Origin of the sequence: Gorillibacterium timonense, from assembly GCF_001457415.1 — a bacterium.
Lineage (GTDB): Bacteria > Bacillota > Bacilli > Paenibacillales > NBRC-103111 > Gorillibacterium > Gorillibacterium timonense.
Map to the genome: position 1 here is coordinate 512,048 of NZ_LN881721.1, position 25,610 is coordinate 537,657.

Below are 25,610 nucleotides of genomic sequence, written 5' to 3' on the forward strand. Positions count from 1 at the left end.
TGTTGCATCAATAAGAGTCAAACCTCAAATCGTTCGGATAAAAAAACCGCCTAATCCAGGCGGTTGGGTATGGCGCGATTTCAAGACGGTACAAGGAACGGGAGTACGGAGGAGAGTAGACGGTCCGGGGCTTCCAAATGGGGATAATGCCCGCAGCCGTCCATGCGAATCCGGGCAGCGCCAGAGATTCCCCGCTCCAGCTTAGCGCAGACCTGGCGGTTGAAGGGCAGATCGCGTTCGCCTTCCACGATGAGCACGGGACAGGCCAATTCACCGAGGCGACTTGCCGCAAGCGGCAGGAGAGGGCGATGAAGAGAAGGCTTTCCCTGATAAAAAAACACCACATTATCCAGATAAAGCCGCTTCAATTGCTGACGGGACTCATCTTCAAAGGGAATCAGATAGCTCCAAAAGGGCTTCTCCATAAAGCACTCCGCAGCCTTATCCATACCATGCCGCTTCACCCTTAGAAAGTCCGCTATGCCTTCCCAGGTCAATCGGAACGGGTATTTCTCGCCGTTCAACGAAGGTGCGATCAAGACGAGCTTGTTCACTCGCTCGGGATAAGCCAGGGCAAAGTCGATGGCCGCACTTCCACCAAAGGAGGACGCCATGATGGTCGTTCGCTCCACCTGGAGATGATCCAAGACCGCACGGATATCCTCGTATGCAGAATAGGGGGTGTTAACAGGATCGCTTTTGCCATATCCCCGTTGATCGAAACGGATGACGGTGTGAAATTTCTTAAGCTCTGCTGCTGCTTCATTCCATACCGTCAAATTCGAATAACCGCCATGCAATAGCAGAAGCGGCTCTCCCTCCCCTTGGACTCTTAGATAGAGCCGGGTTCCATTCAGCGGATAACGATCGGGTTCAATCCGAGGCTTCTCCATTTCGTCGTCTCCTTTCTTCAGCTTGCTCCAGCCATGTGATTGCCTCCTGCAGCCAAGTGATCCGCGCTTCGGTAGACAAGATGCCGTACCGGAGCGTGAGGGGCCACAGTCCTTCCTCGTCTACTCTTTCGATATGCTCTTGTTCCCGGAAGGTCTCTCGGAGCTGCTCCAAGTCCACCTGTTCTCGCCTCAGCAGGTCGAGAAGAGTTCGTCCGTCTTCGGGACCCGCAAAAAAAATCTTCAGCAGCAGCTCATCGCGGTAATGCATGGGAGACACCGGTTCGGACAGCCACTGCCGGTAGCGGCTTCGTCCTGCATCCGTTATGAAATACAGCTTCTTTCCACGGCCGTCGGCAGAGACCGGGCGTACCTCCGCATATCCCCATTGGACGATCTCCCTCAGGGCCGGATAAATCTGCCCGTAGCTCTCGCTCCAGAAGTACTGCACGGACTCTTGAAACTGCTTGCGGATGTCGTAACCGGAACGGGGGCCTCTGTTTAAGACGCCCAAGACAGCGTATAAGGTAGTTCTTGCCATTATATTTCACACCTCAAATATATCTAAAAGATAGGTTATATAACTAATAGATACATTGTAAAGAGGGTGTGAAGAAAAAGCAAGATCATTGAAGAGAAGTGAAACTGCCTCCTGATACGGAGATCACGACGAACAAAACAAGCAAAGAGGCGCAGGAAAGGGGGGCTACCCGCTATTGCGCCTCTTGCTCTTTGTTCGCAAAATCAATTTCAATCACTCGTTCCTACCACTTGCAGCTATCAGTCCAAGTTTACTTGCTCGAATCCCTGTCCGAATTCTTCGGGGCCCGAGCTTTGGTCATGTAGAGCACCAACTCGTCATCCACCGGGACTTGCGATCCCGGCTCGACGAGCCGATTCTCGTACGTGATTCCCCGACCGTCGGGGATATATCCTCTGCGGGCGTACATGCGCTGGGCATTTCCATAGGAAGCATAGAGGCCTACCCCAATCCCGACGGTACCGTGTTCTTGAAAGGCAAGTGCTTCGATGGCTTCCATCAGAGTGTTTCCTACCCCCTGCCTGCGATACGGGGGAATAACATTGAAATCGTTGATCTCGGGGATACGCTGATCAGCGAAGAAGGGATAATCGGACTGAGCCAGTAAGTGCAGGCTGCCGGCAAATTGGTCGCCGACGAAGGCCAACAGGGTGGTGCGGGAAGCGGATTGATTTTCGTCCCAACAACGGCGGAGATAAACGGCAGGTTTACGGATCCCGTAAGCGGCAAAAGCGGCTTCCATTGGTTCGATATCTTCTTCCACCATTCGGCGAATGAGCGGGGCTGAGGAAGCAGCGTTTTGCGGAAACGGGTTGGGGTTGAGGTTCATGGAAGTCCCTCCTGAATGGTTGTATGGCGGGAGCGCACACATCGGCTTCCGCTTCTACTCACATGGTACCTTATTCAGAGGACAGACAAGAATGTAGAGAATACGTATAGGCAATCTTTACGGATAAAAGCAGACCGCAGGGGAACTCCAGAACCGGGTAGAGGCGGAGCGAGTAGGTGCAGGGCTTGAATATAAGTTCCGTTTGCAGGACAATGGAGCCAAAATGCCCTTGAGGCAGCAGCGAGGAGCGGTTTCATTGAGATTGGGCGGACAAGTATATCTGGAACGGATGGACCCCGAAGCGTGGGCGGAAGCATTAAGGCGGGAAAGATACCGAGCGGCAGTCTTCCCGGTGAACCATGAGGCGGACGATGGGATCGTGAACGCCTACGCACATGAGGCGGCAAAGCGGGACATCGTCCTTGCCGAAGTTGGGGCGTGGAGCAATCCGATCAGCTCCGATCCGGCGGCGAGAAGGCAGGCGATTGCGACCTGCATCAAGCAGCTGGAGCTGGCGGAGCGCGTCGGGGCGCGCTGCTGCGTCAACATCGCCGGCTCTCGAGGCGAGCAGTGGGATGGTCCGCATCCGGATAATTTCTCGGACGAGACCTTCGCGCTTATCGTCGATACCGTTCGGGAGATCGTCGATGCGGTGAAGCCGAAGCGGACCTTCTATACGCTGGAGACAATGCCTTGGGTGTTCCCCGATTCGGCGGACAGCTACCTCGCCTTGATCCGCGCCATTGACCGCCCCGGCTTCGCCGTCCATCTCGATCCGGTCAACATGATCTCAAGCCCGAGGACCTATTATCGCAATGGGGAGATGATCCGCGATTTCTTCGCGAAGCTCGGGCCTTATATCAAGAACGCCCATGCTAAGGACATTCACCTGAGCGGTCACCTGACCGTTCAACTGCACGAAGTCGTCCCTGGCCGAGGAGCGCTCGATTACCGAACCTTTCTGACGGAGCTTAGCAAGCTCGACCCGGATGTATCGCTCATCATCGAGCACTTGTCGACGAACGAGGAATACCGAGAAGCGGCGGCCTATATCCGAGGAGAGGCAAAGGGACTCAGGATGGACTTGGGCAGCTGATGGGAGAGGGCAAGACGGGCCAGTGGGGGAGTTAAAGAGCTCCTGTTCTTGGAATGAAGCGAAGGGTCAGGAGGATCGCCACAATCAACAGGTGTTGGTCGGTTGGCTGCTGGCCTTAGCCATGTGCAGGGTGTCTGTGCGAATCCAATACGAAACCGAAAAAGGCCGCTCCCTTTAAGGCAGATCATCGTCTGCTGAGGGAGCGGCCTTTTCATCAACCAACACTCTTATTCGGCTTCAGTCGGTTGAAGCGCAGGGGCCAGCTCCAGCAGCACCGGGCAGTGATCGCTTCCGAGGATCGGAGCATCGATGGAGGCGCTGAGAATGCTCGGAGCGAGGCGGGAAGAGACGAGGAAATAGTCGATCCGCCACCCGACGTTCCGTTCGCGCATCTTCGGCATGTAAGACCACCAGGAATAGGCGCCCTCAAGATCGGGATAGAGATGACGGAATGTATCGACGAAGCCGGCTTCGAGCAGCTCGGTCAGCTTGCCGCGCTCCTCCGGGGTGAACCCGGCGTTTTGGCGGTTGGATTTCGGATTCTTCAGGTCAAGCTCGCGGTGCGCGACGTTCAGGTCGCCGCAGACGACGACCGGCTTCTTCGCATCGAGCTCCAGCAGGTAGTGGCGGAAGCGGTCCTCCCACTCCATGCGGAATTCGAGCCGGGACAAGTCGCGGCGGGCGTTGGGCGTATAGACGTTGACGAGATAGAAGTCGGGAAATTCCAGCGTCAGCACGCGTCCTTCGGGCTCGTAATTTTCTTCGATGCCGTAGCGGACGCTGAGCGGCTTCAGCCGGGTGAACACCGCCGTTCCGGAGTAACCCTTCTTCTCGGCGTGGTTCCAATATTCGTGATAATCGCCGTTCTGGACGAGGCACTGCTGGCCGTCCTGCAGCTTCGTCTCCTGCAAGCAGAAGATATCGGCATCGATGGAATGAAAATAATCGTGAAAGCCTTTATTGACACAGGCACGCAGGCCATTGACGTTCCAGGATACGAGTTTCATAACGGTAGCACCTCTTAAGAGAAATGATGATTTCTCCCAGTGTAGCACAACCAGAGGACAAGGGGATACCGGATCTGATTTCCGTTATCGCTTGCGGATCGGTGTCACCAACGCGAGGATCACCTCTAGGTGTTCGGCGTCTGCGGCCAAAACAAAGACCGTACGACTGCCATCAATTCTTCTGCATCGCAGGTGTCTTGGTAGGCCTGTCGATGCGGAACAGCGCCGCATCCGGATTCGGCTTGCCTTCGATCAGGTCGGCGTTGATCCGGGCGGCGATCAGGCTGTACAAGCTGCCGTTGCCCCCATACCCCATCGTGAAATAGCACCGTGGAAAGCCCAGCTGCTCCCCGATCATCGGAAGGCCGTCGTGGGTTTCTCCGAAGGCAGCGGCCCAGCCATATTCGGCGCGCAGCGGCGGCAGCTCAGGAAACAGCTTCTGTACCTCCGCGATCAGCCGCTTCTTTTTGAGCGGCAGCTGGCGGTCCCGCTCCTCGGGATCGGCGGTCGCCTCATCCATTCCACCTGCGACAATGCGGTTGTCGACCGTAGTCCTCACATACAGATAAGGACGGGCGGTTTCCCAGATGAGACACCGGTCCGGCCAGCCAGGGAAGGCGTCCAGAGGCTGAGTCGCGATGGCATAGGAGCTGATGATTTGGGCATTCGCATTGCGCTTCATCTCCTGGGTTTCATAGCCCGCTGCGAACAAGGCATACTGAGCCGTTATGCACTTTCCCCGATCGGTATAGAGCCGAATGCAAGTATCGTCCGCCTTATGATGCCGAATCTCGGTAAGCTCATAGATGCGCATTCCGTTCTCCGCCGCGCTTTGGGCCAGAGCGTGAGTAATCCGAAAAGGGTTCACCTCAGCATCGCCTTGGCACAGCAAGGCAGCCGACTTGCGAAATGAATAGCGGGATGCCACATCCGCTTCGTCCAGATAGCGCACCGGAAAGCCGAATCGGCTCAAGGCTTCGTATTCCTCTTGGAGCGAAGAGACGTCCTCCGGGCAGCTGGCATAATAGAGGCTGTCTCGCAGGCGAAATTCGGGATCCAGGGAAAGCTTGTCGCAGATCGCTTTCAGCTGTCCGATCCCCTCCTGACAGAGCTTGTAGAATCGGACGCCTCCCTCTTCTCCGAAGGTATTTATGCAGGAGACAAGGGACTTGTCGCTGGAATATTGGATGAGTCCCGTATTGGCGGATGAACTTCCGCCGGCCACTGAGCGTTTGTCCACGAGAACCGGCTTTATCCCGCGATTCATCAGCTCGCGAGCGGCGAGAAGACCGGAGATGCCGCCGCCGATGATGAGCACATCGCAGGAAAGATCTTCCTCGAGCGGAGGAAAGGAGCGGGGATTCGGCAGCGTATCCAACCAATTGGATTTTTCGGTTCGCAGGTTCAAGTCGGTCAGCCTCCACATCTCGGGTACCGTTTGGTACGGGTAGTATGAACATGGCACCGAAGCGTCATTCAGTCGAGCACCATACATAAGGGCCGCTTTTCGGGGAATCTTAAGAGACGATCACACGAAAGGAGGGATACCCATGCAAGGCATGCAGCCCTTGACAGGAAAAGAGATGGAATACATCGTCGATTCCATGTCCAACGAAGAACTGCTGTTGAAGCAATGTGCGGCCGCCAGCGCCGTTACGATCAATCCGACGATCAAGCAGGCTTGCGAAAGCGAGCTGGCCGTCCACGAACAACATTTGAACACGCTGATGAACCTTCTTAAGCAGCATCAGCAATCCGCTCCTCAACAACCGACGATGCATTAATATTCCAATAGGAACGAAAGGAGAATCCTCGGTCTATGGCCCAACAATCCAAAGGTACTCTTGAGGAAAAAGATTGGCTCGATACCATCCTTTGCGATCTGAAACGCTCGACACGCGAGTATGCCACCGCCGTCACGGAAAGCAATTGTCAGACGGTTCGTCAGGAATTCACCAAGCTGTTGAACAGCACTTTGACGCTTCAGGGCAACCTCTATGAGCTGATGAAGCAAAATAACATGTACAACGCCTCTTCCCCTGTGCTTGCCTCGGAGCTTCAGAAGCAAATTCAGCAGTATCAGCAATCCGGTCAGCAGGCGTTCCAGTTTGCTCAAACGCAGGGAGCGCAGGCGGCGGGGCAGACACCTGCATTTATGTAAAGCAATAAGCTGAACAAGAATCAGGGGGCTTAGGTTGCCTCCCAGCAAAAAGGCCAGGCCTGAGTACGCTTCTCAGGCCTGGCCTTTCTATGCTTCTGCCGCCGCTACACAAGACCGAAGCGGCGCGCTTGCTCCCCTTGCCTTTCCGCGAGGAGGATGGCCCCTTGTCGGGGGCCAAGCAGATCGAAGTGGGGAAAAGGGGAACGGTTGTGAATGTAACGAGGAGGAAGGCCGTGGCTCTCGCACCATGCGGCAAGGCGAGCGAGATCGGCACAACCGACCTTCGTCACGGTCTTGCAGCCGGGAAACCGTGGATCCAGCCAGTAGTGGGTCAGGAAGGCGATCTCGCCGCGGGACACGGCTTCCTTCCAGGCTTGGAGCTCTTCCCGACGGATTCCGAAAGCCATTAGCCCGCCGTCCCTCCCATCATCGCCGATGCGTCGGATAGACGGAACCGCTCCAGGTCAATCCGCCCGTCCGAGCGGACTTGAATACCGTCCCGCTCCAACAGCATCCGCTGGGTATAAGCCGCGTCGCGGTCAGGGAGCGCGATCTGGCCTTGGGCGTTGACAACGCGATGCCAAGGAAGGCTGTAGGCGGCGCTCATGGAATGGAGAATGCGCACAACCTGCCGTGCGCCGCGCGGACTTCCGGCGAGCGCGGCAATCTGTCCGTATGTCATGACATGTCCAGCCGGAATGGCTCGAATCAGAGCGACAACTCTTTCCGTGAAAGGCTCCATGGCTTACAGAAGCTTCTCGATGGCGGGCCCTACATCGAGCGGATCGACAGGCGATTCGTACCGCTTGACGACATGACCTTCGCGGTCGATCAGGAACTTCGTGAAATTCCATTTGATGCCGTTGCCCTCAAGGCGGTCCGGCATTTTTTCCTGGAAGAAGGCGTTCAGCATTTTGCCGGAGGCGGTGGAGACGTCAAAGCCTTCAAATGGCTTGCTTTCGGTCAAGTAAGCGAACAAGGGATGGCGCTCCGGACCGTTCACGTCGATCTTCTCAAAGAGCGGGAAGGTGACGCCATAGTTCAACTGGCAGAAGGTATGGACATCCTCGTTTGTTCCAGGCTCCTGCTCGCCGAATTGGTTGCAGGGAAAGCCGAGAATGACAAAGTCCTTGTCTTTATACGTTTCGTACAGCTTTTGCAGGTCGGAATATTGCGGGGTAAAGCCGCATTTGCTTGCCGTATTTACGATCAGAAGAACCTTGCCGGCATACTTGTCCAGCTTGATTTCCTCGCCGCGGATGGTTTTTGCGGTAAATTCATGAACACTCATGGTTCATTCCTCCGATTCCTTGGATGGATGCAGGATAAAACGCTCAATGACTTCCTTGACGCCGTCTTCATTGTTGCTCGCAGTCACGTAATCGGCAATTTCCTTGAGCGCGGGAGTTGCATTCGCCATCGCGACGCCGAGACCGGCGGTCTCGAGCAATTCCCGATCGTTCCAGGAGTCGCCCACGCCGATCGTCTCCGAGAGCGTGCAGCCGAAATGGTCGGCCAGAAAGGCGAGGGCATGGCCTTTGGTTCCTTCATGGTGCATGATCTCCAGAAAGTGCGGCTTCGACTTCGTGATATGCACCTCGGGTCCGAGCAGCTCGCGGAGGATGGGGCCGAGTTCGTCCAGGTAGGACGGCTCGTCGATGATCAGCAGCTTTGGAGTCGGCTTGTCCATCATGGAGCGGAAATCCGGCTCGATATAAAAGGGAGTCCCGTTAAGCTCGCAGTATCCGCGGATCTTGTCGTTATCCTCGCGTGTGTAGAGCTTGTCATCGACATAGGTTTGCAGATGAAGGTTGTGCTCCAGGCAGTAGTCAAGCAGCTTGTGTGCGGCTTCCCGGGGAACGAACCGCTCGAGGAGCACCTTTTCGTCCATCAGATTTTTGATCAAAGCGCCCTGGTAGGTGATGATGGGAACGTTGAGTCCGGTTTGCCGGGCGATCTTTTGGGCGGAGGCGTAAGCTCGTCCGGTGGCCAGGGTGACGATGACCCCTTTTGCTACGGCTTGCTCAAGGGCCTGCTCCGTGGCAGGCGTAACCTCCTTCTCGTCGTTGATCAAGGTGTCGTCAATATCGATAGCGATGAGTTTGTACATAGCGATTTCTCTCCATTTCTCTTCTCTTCGCTCCATTGTACCAAGCTTTTCCGAATCCGGTCAAAACCGTTATACTGATAGGGAGTCCCGGGCCTGCGTGTCCGGAGCATCTTGCGCAGGCTGCAACTGGCAAACAGCAGCCTTAAAGGAGAACTCCCCATGGCTAACTCTCGGATTATTCACTCGGTTATCTTCAGCCTGAAGCATGAAGGAGGATCGGTGGAAGAACAGCAGTTCCTGAAGGATGGGAACACCATTTTGTCGGCAATCCCAACCGTGCAGAACTTCCGCGTCTTCCGCCAAGTCAGCCCCAAGAACGATTATGCGTTTGGCTTTTCCATGGAATTTGCGGACGCTGGCGCCTACGAGGCTTACAATGCCCATCCGGCCCATGTCGGATTCGTCAAGGAGCGTTGGGAGACCGAGGTCACCCAGTTTCTCGAAATCGATTATCAGGACGTTTTCTAAGAAGGGCCGCTGCCCTTGCATGAGCTCAAAAAATGCGCTTTCCCTCCCGGATATCCGGGGAGGAAGCGCATTTTTTATTCCTTGCTTGCGTGATGCCTCATCTCGTAAGCCGGCTAGCCCACTGCCGCGTCACTGCCCACTGGATCGGCAGCGATCGTCTCCCGGCTGAGGTTAGGGAGGTAGAAGAGAAAACAAACGGCTCCGTCCGATTCTTCGATGGTGATATAGCCGGATAACAGGCGGGCCATTTCGCCGCTGATGGAGAGACCCAGGCGGATTTCCTTGCGAATCGATTGATGCTCAGGAGGCAGGCCGGGCTCCCACAGATCGGAGGATTGGGTGAAGCTCACGGTGAGGGCAATCCATTCCTTGTAATTATGCTGGTTTTTGTCGTAGGGGATTTCACCCGGACGAACCCTTCTCATTTCAAATCTCACCAGGCCAGAGGAAGCAATTTGAATGGCGGAGGACAGCATATTGTTCAAGATGCGCTCCACTCGCATCCCGTCCGAGTAGAAGATCGCCGGGATCGGCTGGATGACGGCAAAAGTCAGTTTAAGCTCATGCGCCTCCGCCAGCCGGCGATTCTTATGTAAGAGAATCTCGGGAAACTCGCTTAGATTGACTTCCTCGCATTCGACGGTGATACGCCCTGATTCGACCTGAGCAAGGTCTTGAATGCCGTTGCACAGCTCAAGAAGCTGCTTGCCAGAGTCGAAGACGATGTCGAAGAGGGCTTGGCGCTCTTCCGCGGATTGTTGTTCCTCCGACGTTCCTCTTTGGATCTCGGCGATCATGATGATGTTATTTAGCGGAATGCGGAGCTCCATGGCCAGATTGGCGAGAAATTCTACCCGGTATTGGGAGAGAACGAACAGGTGCTGAGCCTTCTCCTCCAACTGCTCCTTGATGATCTGCAATTCGGTTGTGGTCTGCAGCAGCTTTGCGTTGGTCCGGTTGGTCTCCTGCTCGTGATAGAGGTCCTGCCGGGTCAAATGGATCAGGAAAGCGAAGACGACGCTGAGGGCGAAGCTAAGCGGAAATAGCACGGGCACAACCGTCCGAAGATAGGTGCCTGCCGGAATGACGCCGAACAGAGCGATGTTGACGACATTGAACACATTGACGAGCGTGATGACGGTCAAGATGTTCACGGGAGAGGGCCAGCGGACCTTTTTTAAGTAGACGCTCAAAAAAGCACAGAGCACGCCGAGCAGCGATAGATTGAGGAATCCCGACCAGGCGCGCGTATCCAATCCGTAGAAGAGGCGTCCGATCCCAATTCCGATTCCAGCAAGCAGCAGGAGGAGCGGAGCTTCAGGCAGCAGGAAGGCGAGCACGATCAAGGGAACAAACCGGAGATCGAACATAGAGCCGGAAGGAAGCGTGAAGGCGAACTTCATCGAGAGCCAGCCGAGCGCGATTGCAAAGAGGACGGCTGCGATTCTCAGCACAAAGTGGGGCAAACGCCGCAAAAACTGTTTATATACCAGTAAGGCCAAAAAGGAAACGCTCAGAAGCATGCTGATGTTGATCAGAAACGGCTTCACATAGCCCACCGGAGGACATCCTTTCTCTTGCACGAATACAGCTGTATTTTAATCAAGTATAAAGAAGCCGTATGTTCAGCAAAAAAGCGGTAGGCGTCCATAGGATGCGAAAAAACCCTATTATTCTTGAAATTGCTCGTATTTTCTCCTGAAATCATACCAAAATTTATATTATGATCTTTTTTTGTGTTTTTATGAAATTTGGTTCGATTTAACGGGAAACGCTAAACAATTAAACTTGCGTGCTTCCTGCCCCGATACGTAAAGCATGGAGGAACCCGGGTTCGATTATCTATCCGATTTCATCGGTTAGGTGCATTGTGCGGATGGGGTTCTCTCTATATACTGATCCACGAATCGGAGTCTATTCTGTCGCCAAAAAGGGGAATGTCGGTGCCGTCTGATCATGACCAACTCATAGCTCTGCTGAAAGAACCCGCCGCTGTATGCGAAGCGAGGGGAAATACATGGGAGCTCGTTAGCGGCAACCGCTATCTGGCGGAATTGTTCGGCTGCAGGCGGACCGAATTTCTGTCGGAGAAGCACGGCTTTCATCCTGCCGATTTTCTCGGGCGTCCCGAGGAGACGATAGAGCGTCTGCTTAATAAGGAGTCGATGGTGACGGAAGCGGTCCTTCCGAACAAGAGCGGAGGAGTGCTTCAGCTGGAGATTCGCCCAAGCCTGCTGGAAGGTGCGGAGAAACGAAGGATTCTTCTCCTTGTGAATGACATCGGCCATGTCAAATGGCTGCAGTCCGAGCTGCTTCGCGGCTGCGATCTGGTGCTCGCGTCCGGCACGCTCCTTCCCGGCTTGCTTGTAGAGACGGTCGATGTGTATGAGGAAGAAGACCCCTCCTATAAAAAGCTGAAGCCCGGCTCATCGCTGTTGGAGTATTTATCGGTTCTGGATCGGACTTTGCTTCATGACACGTTGACGCTCCTCAAAAAAAGAGGGAAGTCGGGTGAATCGAAGGAAATCGTGATCCATTCGAAAAAGATGCGGTCAAAGGTCTACCGCGTGAGATGCTGCGTAGCTCCCTTCTTCACCGGCGCGGGCAAGCTGAGCCGCTTTGGCTTTGTCTTGAACCGGCTGGCTGCCTTCGAGCAGCGGGAGGATCCCTCTCTGCGGCTCAAGCTGCTCATGACGGAGAAGGGGATATCGGCTACTGAGCTGTCCAGGCTGACAGGACTCTCCATGACAACGATATCCAAGCTGCGCAACGGAAAAATCCGGACTCCTCGCCGCCTTACGGCCGAGCTGATCGCGGCCGAGCTCGGGGTCAAGACGGTGGAGATCTGGGCGCAATAACTTTCTCACTGGCGCTGCCTTAAGGGGCAGCGTTTTTCATTTCCCCGACTTTGGTCCAAGAACGATACCGGACTGTGGGTGGTTCAAGGGATCGCGCTCTTTCCCTATAGTAGAGAAAGGGAAATGGTGGAGGTCGTGAATGATGAAGCACAGAACCATCTATATTCTGCTCACTGATACGGGCACTTGGTTTACTCGGATGATCCGCTTGTATACCAAGGCGGCATACAATCATGCTTCCATTGCGTTCGATTCCGAGCTGTCGGAGGTGTACAGCTTCGGTCGGAAACAGCCGCACAATCCATTTGTGGGCGGTTTCATCAAGGAAAATCTGCATAATGAGCTGTTTCGGGATGCGACCTGCTCGCTCTACTCCTGCCAAGTGGAGGAAGAGGCTTATCAGAGGATGAAGGAACGGGTCCGAAGGATGGAGCAGAGTGCAGACCGTTACAAATACAACCTGCTCGGAGTATTCGCCATCATGCTGAAGCTGGAGATGGAACGCCACGATGCGTTTTTCTGCTCGGAATTCGTGGCTTGGCTGCTGGAAGACGGCGGAATCAAGGCGGTTGACAAACCGGCCTGCCGGGTGACGCCGGCCGATCTAGCAGAGGGAAGAGCGTTTGTGCCTCTCTATGAGGGCGAGCTGCAGAGTTATTTGAACGGTGCCTGCGAAAGCAACTTACCGAGAAGACGGCAGGAAACCCACCGCAGAGCGCGAGTTCGGTCTGGAAATTGGGGGTTGACAAATTATGGAGAATTGCATACCTTTAACATTAAGCAATCGTTAAAGGTTATATACAAAAAAGTATTGTTTCAATAAATAATAAAGTTGGTGCGAAATACGATGGACTTAAACGAAATGCTGAAGGAAAAACTGACGTTCCGGTATCGTGAGCCTTTGGAGTTTATCATTTCCATGGGAATGCTGGCTTGCGAGGAAGCGATGCTGAAGCTTGCGGAGGATTACAAGATCCAAATCGACCCGCTTCTGAAGGAGTTTTTCGACTACGCTCGCGAACACCTCTCGGCTCATTCGCTGCGAGAGCTGAAGGTTTTCTTTGGTCATGACTTTTTTCACGGGTCGCTCAATATGTGCTGCTACCGCCTCCTGGCCTTCCGACCGGAGATCGATCAGGTGGCGGAGCTGATCGAAGCCCTCAAGCAGGAGAATGAGGAGAGTTTGGTCTCCGGTATGGTGTACGACGTTTATTATGACCGCATGGATGAATTCCTGGATGGAGAGCAATGGGATGAGCGGTCAGGGGATCTTCCCTTTCTGATGGAACGGGTGAAACGGCAGCCGCCGGCTGATTCGGTGGCGACGGCTCGGGAGCCGCTTCTCGAGTGTCTCTCTCACCCCAAGGAAGCGAAACAGAGACTTCTCCATCTGCTTATGCAAGTTGACCAGGGAGCTTTTGAGCCCTGGAAGGATCGTTTCCGCGCGATGTCGGAACCCGGATTGAACCGCTACAAGGAGCTCTTTGAAGAGAATCCAGCCAAGTTTATTCGTGAGTATGAGAAGCTCAGTCCCGATTTTTACATACAGGAAAACCAAACCATCGTTCATGTCAGCTTTTGCTTGCAGGTCGGAAACTACTACATGGCTTTCGGCAGCGAGGTAGGGTTGTACCTGTTCGGCTTGCGGAACGAGGAGATCTTCGGGACAGCGGCAACGTTGGAGAAGGTCGAGCAATTCTTCAAGGCGATGTCCGACAACCGGCGCCTTAAGATGATTTCTCTGCTGCTCAAACGGCCTCATTACGGTACGGAAATCGCGGAAGTCCTCGGCATTACGCCGGCAGCCGTATCCTATCACGCCAACTTTCTGTTCTTTCTCGATTTGATCGAGATGAAGAGGACCGATCACCGGCTCTATTACCATCTGCGTAAGGAGAGAATGAGTGAGTTGTTGCAGATGGCCGGCCGTGTGCTGCTAGAGGAGTGAACCGATTGGAGGCCGATATTAGGGTAAGTCATTGATCTGAGTTGTTTAGGAGGAATCGAAATTGGCCGTCAAGGAATCCGCTTCGCCAACTCCAGCGCCTGCCGCCGGAACGCTGACCCGCATGCTCGGGCTCAGTCGGCCCTATCTGGGCTCGTATCTCATCCTCTGTATCTTCACAGCCTGCGTATCCGCATCGGCCGTCGTTCTGGCGGAATCGCTCAGGCGCATCGTGAACGCGGCCACGAACCACAGCACGGCCGAGCTCGGAGGCGCGTTAATCCTGGGGGTGGGCTCCATCCTGCTCGATGTCGGCGGAAATTATGTTAAAACTTATTTGGCTGCGCGCCTTGAATATACCTCTACCGCGAAGCTGCAGGCAGCGGTTCTCCGCAAGGTGCTGCGCATACGGACCAAGGAATTTGAAGGGTATCATTCTGCCGACCTGATCAGCCGGATCAACGATTCGGCGGCGGAAGCGCAAAAGGGGCTTAATGTTAAAGCCGTCGATTTGCTTGGCAACCTGCTACAAATCGTCTTTGTTCTCACCTATTTGATCACCATGGAGTGGTCGCTAACCGTCGGAACCCTGTTGATTTCGGTGCTCACCCCCCTCGTGATGCTGCCTTTCACAAAGAAACTTCGCGGCCTGTATGCAGATCGGCAAAAAGCCGCTGCCGACCAGCAAGCCTTCGTTCAGGACACGGTGCAGGGGGCGGAGCTCGTCAAGAGCTTCGGGTTGTTCGCGCGAATGCAGGAGAGCTTCCGCAATAAATACGATGCGTACATGGTGTTCCAGGCCCATGTGCTGCGCATCGAAGCGGTAGGCTACCAGCTGCCCTTCGTCGTCATTATCGGCGGACTCTTATATGTCCTCGGCTTTGGTGGGTACCTGGTTATCCACGGCAAGCTGGATGTCGGAGCTTTGGCGGCATTCCTCGTTTCCTTCGAGCAGTTTGCCAACCCGCTGTCGAAGATTTCCAACCTGTGGACCGAGCTGCAGGGAGCCCTTGGGCAAGCGAGCCGAATGTTCGAGGTGCTGGATCTCGAAGAGGAGGATTCTACGTCCGGGACAGTGGCGGGGAAAGCTTCGGGGGAGGTGGCATTTCCTCCCACCGGGGAGGAAAGCCGCGATCTCGTACTCGAACAGGTCTCCTACCGGTATGCGGAGGATCGGCTCGTACTAAATGGAGTATCGCTCGTGATCGAAGCCGGGAAGACGACGGCCTTCGCGGGTCCGAGCGGCGGCGGCAAAAGCACGTTGATGAAGCTGCTGCTGAGGGCATACGAGCCGGAAGATGGAAGCATCCGGTACGGCGATAACCCGCTTAACGCGATTCCAGCGAAGGCTTGGCGTGAAGGTCTCGCTTATGTGTCACAGGAGCCTTATCTCTTCTCCGGCACTTTGTATGACAACATCGCTTGGGGCCGGCCGGGAGCCAGCCGCGAAGAGGTGGAGGAAGCGGCCCGACTCGCGGCAATCCATGAGTTTATCATGCGGACGCCGGAGCAATATTCGACTCGCATTGGGGAGCGTGGACTCACCTTATCCGGCGGAGAGCGCCAAAGGATCTCCATCGCTCGGGCCTTTATCCGCGATCCGAAGCTGCTCCTCCTGGATGAGCCGACATCCGCTTTGGACAGCGGCAGTGAGGAAATCGTCCAAGCGGCGCTCGCCCGTTTGATGCGGGGGAGAACGACGGTGGTCATCGCGCACCGCCTTTCCACGATCCGCGATGCCGACCGGATCTATTATCTTGAAGGAGGAAGCGTACTGGAGTCGGGGACTCATGACGAGTTGATTCGACTGAACGGGCGCTACTGCTCGATGTATGAACGAGGCAGAGAGAATGGCAAGGATGCGGAAGAGACGGAAGGGGGGATGGCGGAATGAATCCTGCGGTTGAAGCGGCACAAGCCAAACCGACGATGGCGGAGGAAAAGGCTCCGAAGGCGGCCGGGTCGTTTATCCAAGTTGCCCGCAGGCTGATCCGGTATGCAGGCTCGAGCAAGCTATTGCTCAGCCTGGCCATCGTCCTGCTGCTAGCAAACCTCGTTGTCGATGTCGGTTTTGCAGCGGTTCAAGAGCTGTTTATCGATACGATCAACGGGGCGAATCAGGACATGCTCATGCGGTTGATTCTGATTTGTTCGGTGGGCAGCGTTGTGCTCGTCCTCTGTTTCATGATGGAGCATTACGCAAGGCATATGTCTGTTTCCCAGATGACCCGGCAGCTCTCGGAGGACTTGTATGCCAAGACGGGGAGACTGCCCTACCGGATCGCCCAAGAGATGCATTCGGGCGACCTCGTCTCCCGCAACAGCAAGGATACCGGATTGGCCATGAACCTGGTGAGCAGCGTTACCTTCGACCTCGGCTACAACCTGACCCTGTGTCTGGTCGCCTTCCTTTATCTGGTCCGGCTGAACTTGTGGCTGGCCGTCGTAGCACTCGGAGTAGGACCCATCGTGTTTTTCACCGGCCGATTCTTTGATCGCCGCCTGCGCGGCTTGTCGGAGAACATCTTGAGCAAGGAAGCGGAAATTCGCGGACTCCTGCAAGAGATTCTTCAGGGGATGCAGGTGGTGCGGGTCTTTGGCATGGAGGAAGCCCTCATCACCCGCTACGTGGAGGAGAGGAATCGGTTGAATGCCATGCTGCGTCGGCGCGCCATCATGAACGGTCTGCTCTGGCAATCCTCCTCCTTCGTCAACGGCTTGGTGATGATCGGCTGCGGAGGCATGATGGCGCACTATGCGATTCGCGGAGAGGCCACGGCCGGAGGAATGGTCGCTTTCATCCTGCTCATGGGAAGGGTGCAATGGCCCTTCGTCAACATGTCGCGGACATGGGGCAGCGTCCAGGAATCGCTCGGTGCAGCCGATCGAGTCTTCCAGCTGATGGATCTTCCTTCGGAGCCGGGAGCGTTTAGCGGAAGCCATCCTGCCGAGCCGGCCGCTGAGGATGCTCCTGCCCTAGCTTTCCGAAACGTCTGCCTTCAGCATCCCGGTCAGAGCAGCGAGCCGCTCTTCAGCGGCCTTGATCTGGCTGTGGCCGCGGGAGAGACGGTGGCGGTCGTAGGCCCGAGCGGCTCCGGCAAGACCACTCTCGCCCGGCTTGCCTGCGGGCTGTACGAACCGGACGAGGGAGAGGTCGAGGTTGCCGGAGTGCCGCTCGCATCCCGCCGCGATGAAGCGCGTTCCCGGCTCACGTATGTGCCACAATCCCCTTATCTCTTCTCGGGTTCGGTTCGGGATAACATCGCCTTCGGCTCGGAAGGCGCCTCCGATGAGGAGATCAAGGAAGCGGCGAGGCTTGCCGGAGCGGAGGAGTTTATTGAGCGGCTTCCGGAAGGGTATGACACCCTCCTCAGCGAGAGTGGCTCCAATCTGTCGGGAGGCCAGCGGCAGCGGCTCGCCATCGCTCGAGCTTTCCTTCGTAAAGCTCCGCTGCTCATTCTGGATGAAGCGACCTCCGCCCTCGACAACGAATCCGAAGAGCGGGTCCAGGAATCGCTCGAATCGCTTATGCGCGGCCGTTCCACGCTGGTGATTGCGCACCGGCTGTCGACCGTCCGCGGGGCGTCGCGAATCGTCGTGCTCGATGGGGGACGGATTGTCGAAAGCGGAACGCATGAGGAGCTGCTGGCTCAAGGCGGAATGTATACGCGCCTTTACGAGCTGCAATTTGCGGATGCAGGACATGAGCGAGTGGACTGCAAAACGGCAGCCGTTTCCTAGGGGATTCAAGCCGAGAATGCGAGAAGCCCCCGGAAAAATAGGAATGGATCCCATTTTTCCGGGGGCTTCCGAAGCTTGGCTGGTTAGGCATTCATTATCTGGCGATGTCCTGATACTGCTCATTCGTCAGAATTCGGCGGGCGGTGACATACCTTTTGGCGTAGTACGATTCGCTCAGCTTGTTCTTGATGACGCCGTTGTTGGTGGAGGCGTGAACGAATACACCATCGCCTAAGTAAATGCCGACATGCGAGATGCCGTTGCCGCCGGTGTCGAAGAATACCAGATCACCTGCACGCAAATCGTCCTTGTCCACGGCTTTGCCTTGCTTCGCCTGGTCTCTCGAACTGCGATCGAGAGAGATGTCAAAGGCGTCGAAGACGTACTTGGTAAAGCCGGAACAGTCGAAGCCCTTGGTGGTGGTGCCGCCGTAGCTGTAATCGATCCCGATCAGCTTGCTCACTTTAGCCTCCAGCTTACTGGAGTCATCGGCGAAAGCGTTTCCGGACAAGATGCCGAGCGACAACACGAGACCAAGTAATGCCAAAACAGCCTTCTTCAAGACAAATTCCCCTTCCAGTGCCTACGAGGTTAGCTAAGGGTTCGGTTGAAGGTTCCCTATGATCCTTCTAAAGCAAGATCAATTCACCCAAGACGGTTCCCCCGTTTTCCTTGCGGAAATTCGGCTTATTTCCGATCCAACCCAAGATGAAACGACACTCGCCCGTTTCCGGACAGGCGCATTTCGTCGAGAAAGAGAAGACAGCTTTTGAGCGAAGCTTACAAGTCTTCTGTTCCAAGAAATTCCGGATTAAATCAATAGAAAAAAATATTCGCCTTAAATCGGCTGTTTCCTCCCTACTATATTATTTTTTTTTGAAGAAAATGATTGGACGCACGGCAAATAGGGTAATAGACGAGATGGAAGCATCAAAAAAAGCGAGGCGCCGTGCGGATTTGCGGCGCTTCGCTTTTTTTCGATCGGCATGTCCTCTTTTGACATAGACAAGGCCTCAAAAGGTCGGTTCACTCTTCATGCGGAATACTTGATGCTGGCTCGTGATCCCCCAGAGGGACAAAAACGTGCGGACAAAGGTATAGCCCTGATAAAGGAGGAACGTCCAGAGACCGGCGTCCCAGAGAGCGGCAGCGAGCACGCCGGCGGATAGCAGAACGGACAGCGTGATCAGGAGAAGAGCCGTTCCGAGAACGGGGAGAGCGGAGGAGAGAGAACGGATCAAGGTGCGCAGAAACGGCTGCCGCTCGGTATGGCCAAATTGCAGGTGCAGGAACAAGAGGTGAATCAGGTAGCCATAAGCAGCGTAGACAAGCGCGTAGAGAAGCAGCTTATTTGGGTTGGACGCGAGGCTATACAGCTCATTCAGGCTACGAACATGGGGATAAATCCATAACAGCGGAAGCAGAGTGAGGGCCATCCGGGCCGCATAATAGAGGGTAAAAGCGGGTCCCAGCCTCTTCAAGCCCTTGAAAAAGCGGTAGCCGGTGTTCAATTGCGTATGGGTGAGGGAGTAGAAGATTCCTGCGTTCAGGAGCGGCGTGATCAGCATGCGAATGCCGAGGAGCAGGAGGAGGCCTCCCACATATTCGGCGGCGAGGTCGGTTTTGGCAAGGCGGAACTGGGCTTCCATCAGGAATAACTGGGCACCGCCGGAGGGGCCGCCCGAATCCGGGTAGCGCGCGAGGAGCGGCACCACATGAGACTTTGCGATCCGGAAGAGAGCGAATGCCCAAGCGAAGCGGTATAGGAACAGGACGGCCAGCACGAACGGCTGACTCCAAGCGCTCGACCAGCCCTTTTTCAAAATGCCGAACATGGCCTTCACCTCACCAGGCGACCCCGGAGATCAGGGTCTCGATTATTTTTTGCACACTGATACTGAACCGTTGCTTCTGCTTCGCATTCACGTCGGCTTTCAGGTAATTGTTAATCAACCGGGATTCCAGCACGAGGGAGCGGTCGGGGTCCACCTGCACCCAGTCGACGGGAGAGGAATGCACCAGTTTGTATTGAATCTCGTTGGCATCGGTGCTCCAGATGATATCCCGGCTTGCGCCATCGCGGAAATGGATGCGGATCGGTACGGAGGGCCAGGGACCGCCTTGCTTGCGGATCATCACCAGGTTTTCATAGGACGGTGCATCCTTTGAGGATGTCTCCAGCTTACGCACCCGAATGGCGTCAACGGAGAAGTCGGACATCAGATTTCCGTAGACATAGGCTTGGAAAAACTCGGACCAGCTTTTCCCCGTTGTGCTTTCCAGCGTCGACTGGAAATTTTCCGTAGAGGGATGCTGGAATTTGTATCGGCTAAAATAGCTCCTCAATACCCGGGTCATCTTGTCTTGACCAATCTGGCGCTCGATGGCGTTCAGCACGAGCTTGCCGCGAATGTACACGTTATCGGAGTACCCGTCATGAGAACCGTATTCCCAAGAAGGCAGCTTTAGAGATTCCGGGTTGGTCACATAGCTCGCTTCGACGGGAAGATTAGAGGTTTCCCCGTATTCCCGCTCCATGACCTTGTCTTCGGCATAGGAGGTGAAGCCCTCGTCCAGCCAAGCTTCTTCGAATTCGTTCGATGCGACCATTCCGTACCACCATTGATGGCCGATCTCATGGACGATCACACGCTCCAGACTGAGTCCGGGAGTTTCGGCGGAAGCTCCCCATGCGGTGATGAGCGTCGGGTACTCCATTCCCCCCGCTCCATTGCCGCCGGCGGGAGGCACCACGATGGAGAGGGTGGAGTAGGGGTATTCTCCATACCACTCGCTGTAACGGGTGAGCGCTTTTTTGGCCGCCTGGAAATAGCGGGCTTTCAAATCCTTGTGGAGCGGATCAAGGTAAAGCTTGATCTTGACTCCGGGTACGCCGGGCACGGAAAACTTTTCTTCCTGATAGATGAAATGGGGAGAGGCGGCCCAGGCGAAATCATGAACGTCGTCTGCGTAGAAGCGATAGGTCTTGCTGCTTTTTTCTTCTACGGCCGGTTTTGTCGGGAAGCCGGTGGCGGCTACGGTATACCCGGAGGGAACGCGGATCTTCACGTCATAGATGCCGAAATCGGCATAAAACTCGGAATTGCCGTGATATTGATGAAGGTTCCAGCCCTCTTCCGTGCGTCCGCGGGTTCCCGCCGGTTCATAGACGGCGAGCTTGGGGAACCATTGGCCGGCCATATAGAAGTCGCCGGAATATCCCATCCGGGCATAGACCTCAGGAAGTTGAACCCGATATTCCATCCGCAGGGTGACCTTGCCTCCGGCCGGAACCGGCGTAAGCAGCCGGACCTTCAGCAGGGTGTGATCGTCGGAGTTGCCGTCGTCAGGACGCACATATTCGGTCAAGCGGGACAGGTCGTCGCCATGCTCCGATTGAATGGCAAGGAGCGTCATGCTTCCGGTGCTGCCCGCGGTACGGGCATCGTTTCGCAGCTTGCCGCCGGATTCTCGGTTGAACGTCGAGTTGTCCGATTCGAAGGCATTCGGGTACAGATGCAGATACAGCTCTTGAACCGGCTTCTTGCCAGGATTTTCCCACGTGACGGTCTGATTGCCATGCAATTCCTTCTTCTCCGGAGCCAGCGAGACGGAAATGTGGTACTCGACCAGACGCCGGCTGAGCGCTGTGTAAACCGGAGGTTCGGCCGGTTTTACGTCGAGCGGAGCGGGTTCTATGCTCGTTGCCCCTTGAATGATGGTGCTATCATGTTCGGCTTTGCGGGGCCAGGCGGTGAGGAGCACCACTGCGAGCGCCAGGATGAGGAGAGCCGGCGCCCATTGGGCAAAAGGCGGTTTGGGTATGCGGAGCTTCATTCGTTTCTTCCCTCCCGAGTCGTCGGACAGCCATATACAGCATGTATATGTGGACAGGGGATGGAATATTTCTCGGGCGTGCGGATGGAGACGGACCTTTCATGCTGAAGAAGCGGCAGGGCTTAAGCGGAGTGGAAATGCCTGCATGGGTTCCGGTACAATGGAGAAAGATTCTCAATGGAAAAGGAGTGGACCCTTTGAATGAACCGAGCGCAAACAAGAAGCTTGCCCTCAATATCGTGAGCGGTAAAGCTGCCCATAAAGGCTTCGGGGCGGGCTCTATCGACCTGAGCAATGTCTCCTCGATTATCATAGACGGAGCGGAAGCATATGTGGACAATGGAGCCCTGCATGCGAAGAGCAAGGTGGAGAAGGGAATCAAATTCGTTGCGGACCGGAACGAGGTGCCGAACGGCCGACGCTGCTTCGTGGTCTGGGTCGCCGTGGAGCGCAGCGAGGAGGGCGGCCGTTATGCCGGGCTGACCGCATGCGAGATGGCCATCGATACCGAAGCGCGCAGAGGCTGGAAGGTGCTGGCGGACCACGTCAACCGGATGGATCGTGCGATGAAGCGGCAGATTCTCGTCGAGAACTTGAATGCGGAGGAAAAAGCGGCGCTCAAAGCGACGCTCATCGGCGTGAATCCCGAGTGGTGGGAGCGCACGGACGAGGAAGTGAAGCAGACGCTCGTATAACTGCGAGTTGAGATCCGAACAAATCCACATCGACAAAGAAGACCCGAGAGCTCCCATTGGGAGGCTTCCGGGTCTTTCGGTTATTTATGGCCGAACGGGTTCTTACATCGTTTCTTACTCCTCAATCGTTCCACCACCGCTTGAAGTCGCTCCACCATGAGCCTTTGCCGGGCGAGGGAGTCGGCGCAGGCAGAGCCGGAGCTTCGGTGCAGTAGTCAGTCGGCTCGGTGCCGCTTACGAACACCTCAAGCCGTGACTGCGCGCAGCCTTGATTGGCAAGCTTCCCGGACTTCGGGTCCACGTAGACGCTGACTACGCCGTCCGGTGCGGTGAACTGCTTGGGAGGGACGGCTGCGAGCGCCTTTTCCGTGTATTCGGCAAAAATCGGAGCCGCCTTGTGTGCTTCGGCGGAGCTGATCGTGCGCCCCTGGTCGTACCCGACCCAGACAGCGGTGGCGAGCTCAGGTGTAAAGCCGACCATCCAGGCGTCGGTGTTGGTTGTTCCGGTTTTCCCGGCTGCGGGCCGCTTCATGAGGTCGGTCACGCGGTAGCCCGTTCCGCCTTCCTCGAAGACGCTCTCCATCAAGCTGGTGAGAACGTAGGCTTGTGCGGGGTCGGCCACCTGAATCTCCTCCGGATGAGCGCGGTACAGCACCCGACCCAGGCTATCCTCGATGCGCAGAACCGCTGTCGGTTCCACGCGGACGCCCAGATTGGCGATGGAGCCGAAGGCTGCGGCCATCTCGAAGGGACTTACCGGATACGTGCCCAGCGCGAGCGAAGGAAGCGGCTCCAGCCGGCTGGTAATGCCCATTCTCCGGGCCGTGGCGATCACATTGTCCGCTCCGACGTCGACGAGCGTATGCACGGCATAGATGTTGTTGGATTTGGCGATGGCTTGTCTCATGTCGAGCTGTTCGTAGGTGTATTTGCTGTCGTAGTTGTTGGGATGATAGATCTGCTTGCCTTCGTCGTAGGGAAAATCAGTTGGCTCGTCCATGTACGCGGTAAGCGGCGAGAAGCGGTTTGCGAGCGCCGTCAGGTAAACCACAGGCTTGAAGGAGGAACCGGGCTGGCGGGTCGTGGTGAAGACGCGGTTATATTGATTTTGCGCGTAATTTTTACCGCCGACCATCGCTTTGATATAGCCGGTGCGGGGGTCGATGGAGACGAGGGCGGCCTGCAGCTCGCCGGTCGTCCCCACCTGTCGGGCGACGGCATCTTCCGCCGCCTGCTGCGCTTCGCGGTTCAGCGTCGTGTAGATGCGAAGGCCGCCCGAATCGTAGAGCGGCTCGCTGATCTTCAGCTTCTCTTCGACGACTCGGCGGATATAATCGCGGAAATAGGGGGCGACGGCCGCTCGACTCTCGTCTTCCAGAGGGACGATATGCAGCGTCTCCCTATAGGCGGCTTCCGCTTCCGCCTGCGTGATATCCCCTTCCTTGACCATGGCTGCGAGCACGAGCTTTTGCCGGCTCTTGGCATTCTCCATGTTCAAATAAGGGGAGTAATAGCGCGGTCCCTTCGGAACTCCGATCATAAGCGAGGCTTCCGCCAAGGTTAGGTCTTTGGCGTCCTTGCCGAAGAACATGCGAGCTGCCGCCTGAACCCCGTAGGTGGAATGCCCGAAATAGATTTGATTGAGGTATTGCGCAAGAATTTCGTTCTTGTCATACTGCAGCTCCATCTGGATCGTATAGACGGCTTCCTTCGCTTTGCGCGACCAGGTCCGGTCATGGCTCAAATACAGGTTGCGCGCGAGCTGCTGGGTGATGGTGCTGGCACCTTGCTCCCTCGACATGCTCTTCAGATCAGTGAGGATGGCGCGGGCCAGCCCCTTCGGATCAATTCCCGGATGGGAATAGAAGCGGCGGTCTTCAATGGCCACGGCTCCCTTCACCAGATAGGGGGAAATGTCCGCAAGCGTTACAGGCTGTCGGTTTTGCCCGGAGGTGAGCGAATCGAACGGAACCCCATCGGCATCATAGAGAATGGAGGTCTGCAGGAAGGAGACGGCCGGAAGCGCTTGGGAACGCAAATAGAGAAGAGCAAGCAGAAGGCATGCGGCAAGCACAACCCCGAAGGAAAGAACGAAGGCGGATATGCGTTTTATTCTTCTTGCCCACCGGATAAGCCACGATTCTCTTTCCTTGGGTGATCGGGTATCGTCTCCCATATGCGAACTCCCCCTTCCGTTTCGGAGCTGTAGATCGGCAAGACAAGCCATTCATCCCGACTGGGAGACGAGGTAACTCGCTAGAGGGCTTGCATGCACAACTCTTACCAGTATGGAAAAGGTTGGGGAGGTCTATTCAATTGGAGCTTAAGAAAAGGCAGCTTTTTCACGAAAGTAATCCAGTCAGGCCAAGGGTTGTGCCCCTTCCTGCTCTAGAGGATAGAGGGAAATCATGGTATGATGAGGAGGTAAATCTCTATGAAAAAAGGAGTCAGGAGGGCAGCTATGCCAATCTCAAAAACCTTAAAGCTGGTGACGGGGATTCTGGAGCTCATTCTGGGGATTCCGGTCTTAGGCGGTCTGATCGTGGTCGGTTCAGGCTGGTCGGTGCTCGGATTTATGTTTGTCTTCCACATTGTGGCGCTGATCTTCACTTATCAGGAACAAGGGAGCGGAATCGGGAGCATTCTCGGCATCATCACGTCCTGCTTGGCCTGGATCCCGATTCTCGGGATGCTGCTTCATCTGTTGACGGCGGTCGTCCTGTTGATCAGCAGTGCGGCTACTCCTTCCCGTACGGGAAGAAGCCGGACAAACCGGAGAACGTACCTCCGCTAAGATCTCGGCACAGAAAATCAAAGAGCTGCCTGAGAGGGTCGGTTCGGCCCTCTCAGGCAGCATTTCTTTTTTGGCGGCCCTGCGGGAAACGGGAAATGCCTTTGCTTCCTTAGGGATGCATCCGCTAAACTGGAAGCGGAACAACGGATTCCGCTTCGGCGAGGAGGGTAACATGGTAGAGAAAACAAGCGTCATGCTGACCGTAATCAATGATAGCGAGGATGATCACATCCGGCTAACTTACCGGGCCGATCGGTATACGAAGGGAGTCAACCAGTATTTCCGTTATCAAGAGCAGGAGGACATGGGCCAGACCTTCACCCTGCTGAAGATCGGACCGGATGAAATCCGCATCGTGCGCCAGGGTGACATGGAGTCGGAGCAAGCCTTTGCCGTCGGAGAAATTCGCACGGGGTATTATCGCACCGCACAAGGGCTGTTATCGATCACAACTCGGACAAGCTCCATCTCGGTCCAGCTCACGGAAGGGCTTGGGACGGTGTTTTGGGACTATGAACTGCAGCTTGCGGGAGAGGCCGCGGGCGAATACCGCGTTACCTTGGACATTCGCGGGCTCGACGAAGAGGAAGGCGATTCGACTCTCGTTTAATGGAGCCCTTATCCCCGCCGAGTGCGGC

The 25,610-nt window shown here is 55.7% G+C and carries 26 protein-coding genes and 1 riboswitch; of the genes, 12 read left to right on the plus strand and 14 right to left on the minus strand.

Going from position 1 to position 25,610, the window contains the following annotated elements; all coding sequences use genetic code 11:
• Positions 1-80 precede the first annotated feature (80 nt).
• The 3 genes from BN2684_RS04375 to BN2684_RS04385 form a co-directional block, all read right to left on the minus strand.
• A complete protein-coding gene (locus tag BN2684_RS04375; RefSeq protein ID WP_058300942.1) occupies positions 81-893 on the minus strand; it encodes an alpha/beta fold hydrolase in 813 nt (270 codons plus the stop codon).
• Positions 874-1,431: a PadR family transcriptional regulator gene (locus BN2684_RS04380; protein ID WP_058300943.1), complete on the minus strand. Its 558-nt coding sequence runs from the start codon at positions 1,429-1,431 to the stop codon at positions 874-876. Before BN2684_RS04380 ends, BN2684_RS04375 begins: the two co-directional genes overlap by 20 nt.
• Positions 1,432-1,681: 250 nt before the next feature.
• Entirely contained in the window at positions 1,682-2,260 is a 579-nt protein-coding gene (locus tag BN2684_RS04385) for a GNAT family N-acetyltransferase (RefSeq protein WP_058300944.1), read from the minus strand.
• Between the two features lie 262 nt (positions 2,261-2,522).
• Here BN2684_RS04385 and BN2684_RS04390 point away from each other — a divergent pair, with 262 nt between their 5' ends.
• Positions 2,523-3,356 carry a sugar phosphate isomerase/epimerase family protein gene (locus BN2684_RS04390; RefSeq protein ID WP_234340154.1) on the plus strand — a complete coding sequence of 278 codons (834 nt, stop codon included), beginning with the start codon at positions 2,523-2,525 and terminating at the stop codon, positions 3,354-3,356.
• 227 nt (positions 3,357-3,583) lie between these two features.
• On the opposite strand, the gene BN2684_RS04395 is transcribed toward BN2684_RS04390, so the two are convergent.
• Together BN2684_RS04395 and BN2684_RS04400 are read right to left on the minus strand one after the other, a co-directional pair.
• The gene (locus BN2684_RS04395; RefSeq protein ID WP_058300946.1) at positions 3,584-4,363 is read right to left on the minus strand and encodes an exodeoxyribonuclease III; all 780 of its coding nucleotides are present in this window, start codon (positions 4,361-4,363) and stop codon (positions 3,584-3,586) included.
• A gap of 172 nt (positions 4,364-4,535) precedes the next feature.
• Positions 4,536-5,771, minus strand: a complete 1,236-nt coding sequence (locus tag BN2684_RS04400) for an NAD(P)/FAD-dependent oxidoreductase (protein WP_058300947.1) — start codon at positions 5,769-5,771, stop codon at positions 4,536-4,538.
• 136 nt (positions 5,772-5,907) lie between these two features.
• On the opposite strand from BN2684_RS04400, the gene BN2684_RS04405 reads away from it, so the two are divergent.
• Together BN2684_RS04405 and BN2684_RS04410 are read left to right on the plus strand one after the other, a co-directional pair.
• Complete coding sequence (locus BN2684_RS04405) at positions 5,908-6,147, plus strand: hypothetical protein (protein ID WP_392388993.1); 240 nt, start codon at positions 5,908-5,910, stop codon at positions 6,145-6,147.
• 35 nt (positions 6,148-6,182) lie between these two features.
• Positions 6,183-6,524, plus strand: coding sequence for a spore coat protein (locus tag BN2684_RS04410; protein ID WP_058300949.1), 342 nt, complete (start codon positions 6,183-6,185; stop codon positions 6,522-6,524).
• A gap of 104 nt (positions 6,525-6,628) precedes the next feature.
• On the opposite strand, the gene BN2684_RS04415 is transcribed toward BN2684_RS04410, so the two are convergent.
• From BN2684_RS04415 to BN2684_RS04430, 4 genes are read right to left on the minus strand one after another with little or no spacing between them, the layout of a single operon-like run.
• On the minus strand, positions 6,629-6,931 hold the full coding sequence (locus BN2684_RS04415) for a hypothetical protein (RefSeq protein WP_058300950.1): 303 nt from the start codon (positions 6,929-6,931) through the stop codon (positions 6,629-6,631).
• Positions 6,931-7,266, minus strand: a complete 336-nt coding sequence (locus BN2684_RS04420) for an MGMT family protein (RefSeq protein ID WP_058300951.1) — start codon at positions 7,264-7,266, stop codon at positions 6,931-6,933. The genes BN2684_RS04415 and BN2684_RS04420 overlap by 1 nt, the downstream gene beginning before the upstream one ends.
• A 3-nt stretch (positions 7,267-7,269) precedes the next feature.
• Positions 7,270-7,815, minus strand: coding sequence for a glutathione peroxidase (locus BN2684_RS04425; RefSeq protein WP_058300952.1), 546 nt, complete (start codon positions 7,813-7,815; stop codon positions 7,270-7,272).
• A gap of 3 nt (positions 7,816-7,818) precedes the next feature.
• On the minus strand, positions 7,819-8,634 hold the full coding sequence (locus tag BN2684_RS04430) for a Cof-type HAD-IIB family hydrolase (RefSeq protein ID WP_058300953.1): 816 nt from the start codon (positions 8,632-8,634) through the stop codon (positions 7,819-7,821).
• 159 nt (positions 8,635-8,793) lie between these two features.
• Between BN2684_RS04430 and BN2684_RS04435 the strand changes: the two genes are divergently transcribed.
• Entirely contained in the window at positions 8,794-9,102 is a 309-nt protein-coding gene (locus tag BN2684_RS04435) for a Dabb family protein (protein WP_058300954.1), read from the plus strand.
• A 113-nt stretch (positions 9,103-9,215) separates the two neighbouring features.
• On the opposite strand, the gene BN2684_RS04440 is transcribed toward BN2684_RS04435, so the two are convergent.
• Complete coding sequence (locus BN2684_RS04440; protein ID WP_058300955.1) at positions 9,216-10,661, minus strand: sensor histidine kinase; 1,446 nt, start codon at positions 10,659-10,661, stop codon at positions 9,216-9,218.
• A 384-nt stretch (positions 10,662-11,045) separates the two neighbouring features.
• Between BN2684_RS04440 and BN2684_RS04445 the strand changes: the two genes are divergently transcribed.
• From BN2684_RS04445 to BN2684_RS24690, 5 genes are all read left to right on the plus strand, one after another.
• Complete coding sequence (locus tag BN2684_RS04445) at positions 11,046-11,960, plus strand: helix-turn-helix domain-containing protein (RefSeq protein WP_058300956.1); 915 nt, start codon at positions 11,046-11,048, stop codon at positions 11,958-11,960.
• Positions 11,961-12,099: 139 nt separating this feature from the next.
• Positions 12,100-12,783, plus strand: coding sequence for a hypothetical protein (locus BN2684_RS04450; RefSeq protein WP_187385748.1), 684 nt, complete (start codon positions 12,100-12,102; stop codon positions 12,781-12,783).
• Positions 12,784-12,807: 24 nt separating this feature from the next.
• A complete protein-coding gene (locus BN2684_RS04455) occupies positions 12,808-13,908 on the plus strand; it encodes an ArsR/SmtB family transcription factor (protein WP_058300957.1) in 1,101 nt (366 codons plus the stop codon).
• Positions 13,909-13,969: 61 nt separating this feature from the next.
• Positions 13,970-15,799 (plus strand): ABC transporter ATP-binding protein, encoded by a 1,830-nt coding sequence (locus BN2684_RS04460; protein ID WP_058300958.1) that lies wholly within the window; start codon positions 13,970-13,972, stop codon positions 15,797-15,799.
• On the plus strand, positions 15,796-17,646 hold the full coding sequence (locus BN2684_RS24690; RefSeq protein WP_058300959.1) for an ABC transporter ATP-binding protein: 1,851 nt from the start codon (positions 15,796-15,798) through the stop codon (positions 17,644-17,646). The genes BN2684_RS04460 and BN2684_RS24690 overlap by 4 nt, the downstream gene beginning before the upstream one ends.
• 94 nt (positions 17,647-17,740) lie before the next feature.
• On the opposite strand, the gene BN2684_RS04470 is transcribed toward BN2684_RS24690, so the two are convergent.
• From BN2684_RS04470 to BN2684_RS04480, 3 genes are all read right to left on the minus strand, one after another.
• Positions 17,741-18,208, minus strand: coding sequence for a C40 family peptidase (locus tag BN2684_RS04470; protein WP_058300960.1), 468 nt, complete (start codon positions 18,206-18,208; stop codon positions 17,741-17,743).
• Between the two features lie 3 nt (positions 18,209-18,211).
• Positions 18,212-18,344: riboswitch (cyclic di-AMP (ydaO/yuaA leader) on the minus strand.
• Positions 18,345-18,659: 315 nt separating this feature from the next.
• The gene (locus BN2684_RS04475) at positions 18,660-19,481 is read right to left on the minus strand and encodes a hypothetical protein (protein WP_058300961.1); all 822 of its coding nucleotides are present in this window, start codon (positions 19,479-19,481) and stop codon (positions 18,660-18,662) included.
• A gap of 10 nt (positions 19,482-19,491) precedes the next feature.
• Positions 19,492-21,483, minus strand: a complete 1,992-nt coding sequence (locus tag BN2684_RS04480) for a M1 family metallopeptidase (RefSeq protein WP_058300962.1) — start codon at positions 21,481-21,483, stop codon at positions 19,492-19,494.
• Between the two features lie 101 nt (positions 21,484-21,584).
• Between BN2684_RS04480 and BN2684_RS04485 the strand changes: the two genes are divergently transcribed.
• On the plus strand, positions 21,585-22,178 hold the full coding sequence (locus BN2684_RS04485; RefSeq protein WP_234340155.1) for a YwhD family protein: 594 nt from the start codon (positions 21,585-21,587) through the stop codon (positions 22,176-22,178).
• Positions 22,179-22,299: 121 nt separating this feature from the next.
• Here the strand turns inward: BN2684_RS04485 and BN2684_RS04490 are convergent, their stop codons facing one another.
• Positions 22,300-24,354: a transglycosylase domain-containing protein gene (locus tag BN2684_RS04490; protein ID WP_058300963.1), complete on the minus strand. Its 2,055-nt coding sequence runs from the start codon at positions 24,352-24,354 to the stop codon at positions 22,300-22,302.
• A gap of 285 nt (positions 24,355-24,639) precedes the next feature.
• Between BN2684_RS04490 and BN2684_RS04495 the strand changes: the two genes are divergently transcribed.
• Both BN2684_RS04495 and BN2684_RS04500 read left to right on the plus strand, forming a co-directional pair.
• Positions 24,640-24,972, plus strand: coding sequence for a hypothetical protein (locus BN2684_RS04495; RefSeq protein ID WP_058300964.1), 333 nt, complete (start codon positions 24,640-24,642; stop codon positions 24,970-24,972).
• A 172-nt stretch (positions 24,973-25,144) separates the two neighbouring features.
• Complete coding sequence (locus tag BN2684_RS04500; protein ID WP_159065758.1) at positions 25,145-25,582, plus strand: YwiB family protein; 438 nt, start codon at positions 25,145-25,147, stop codon at positions 25,580-25,582.
• Positions 25,583-25,610 lie beyond the last annotated feature (28 nt).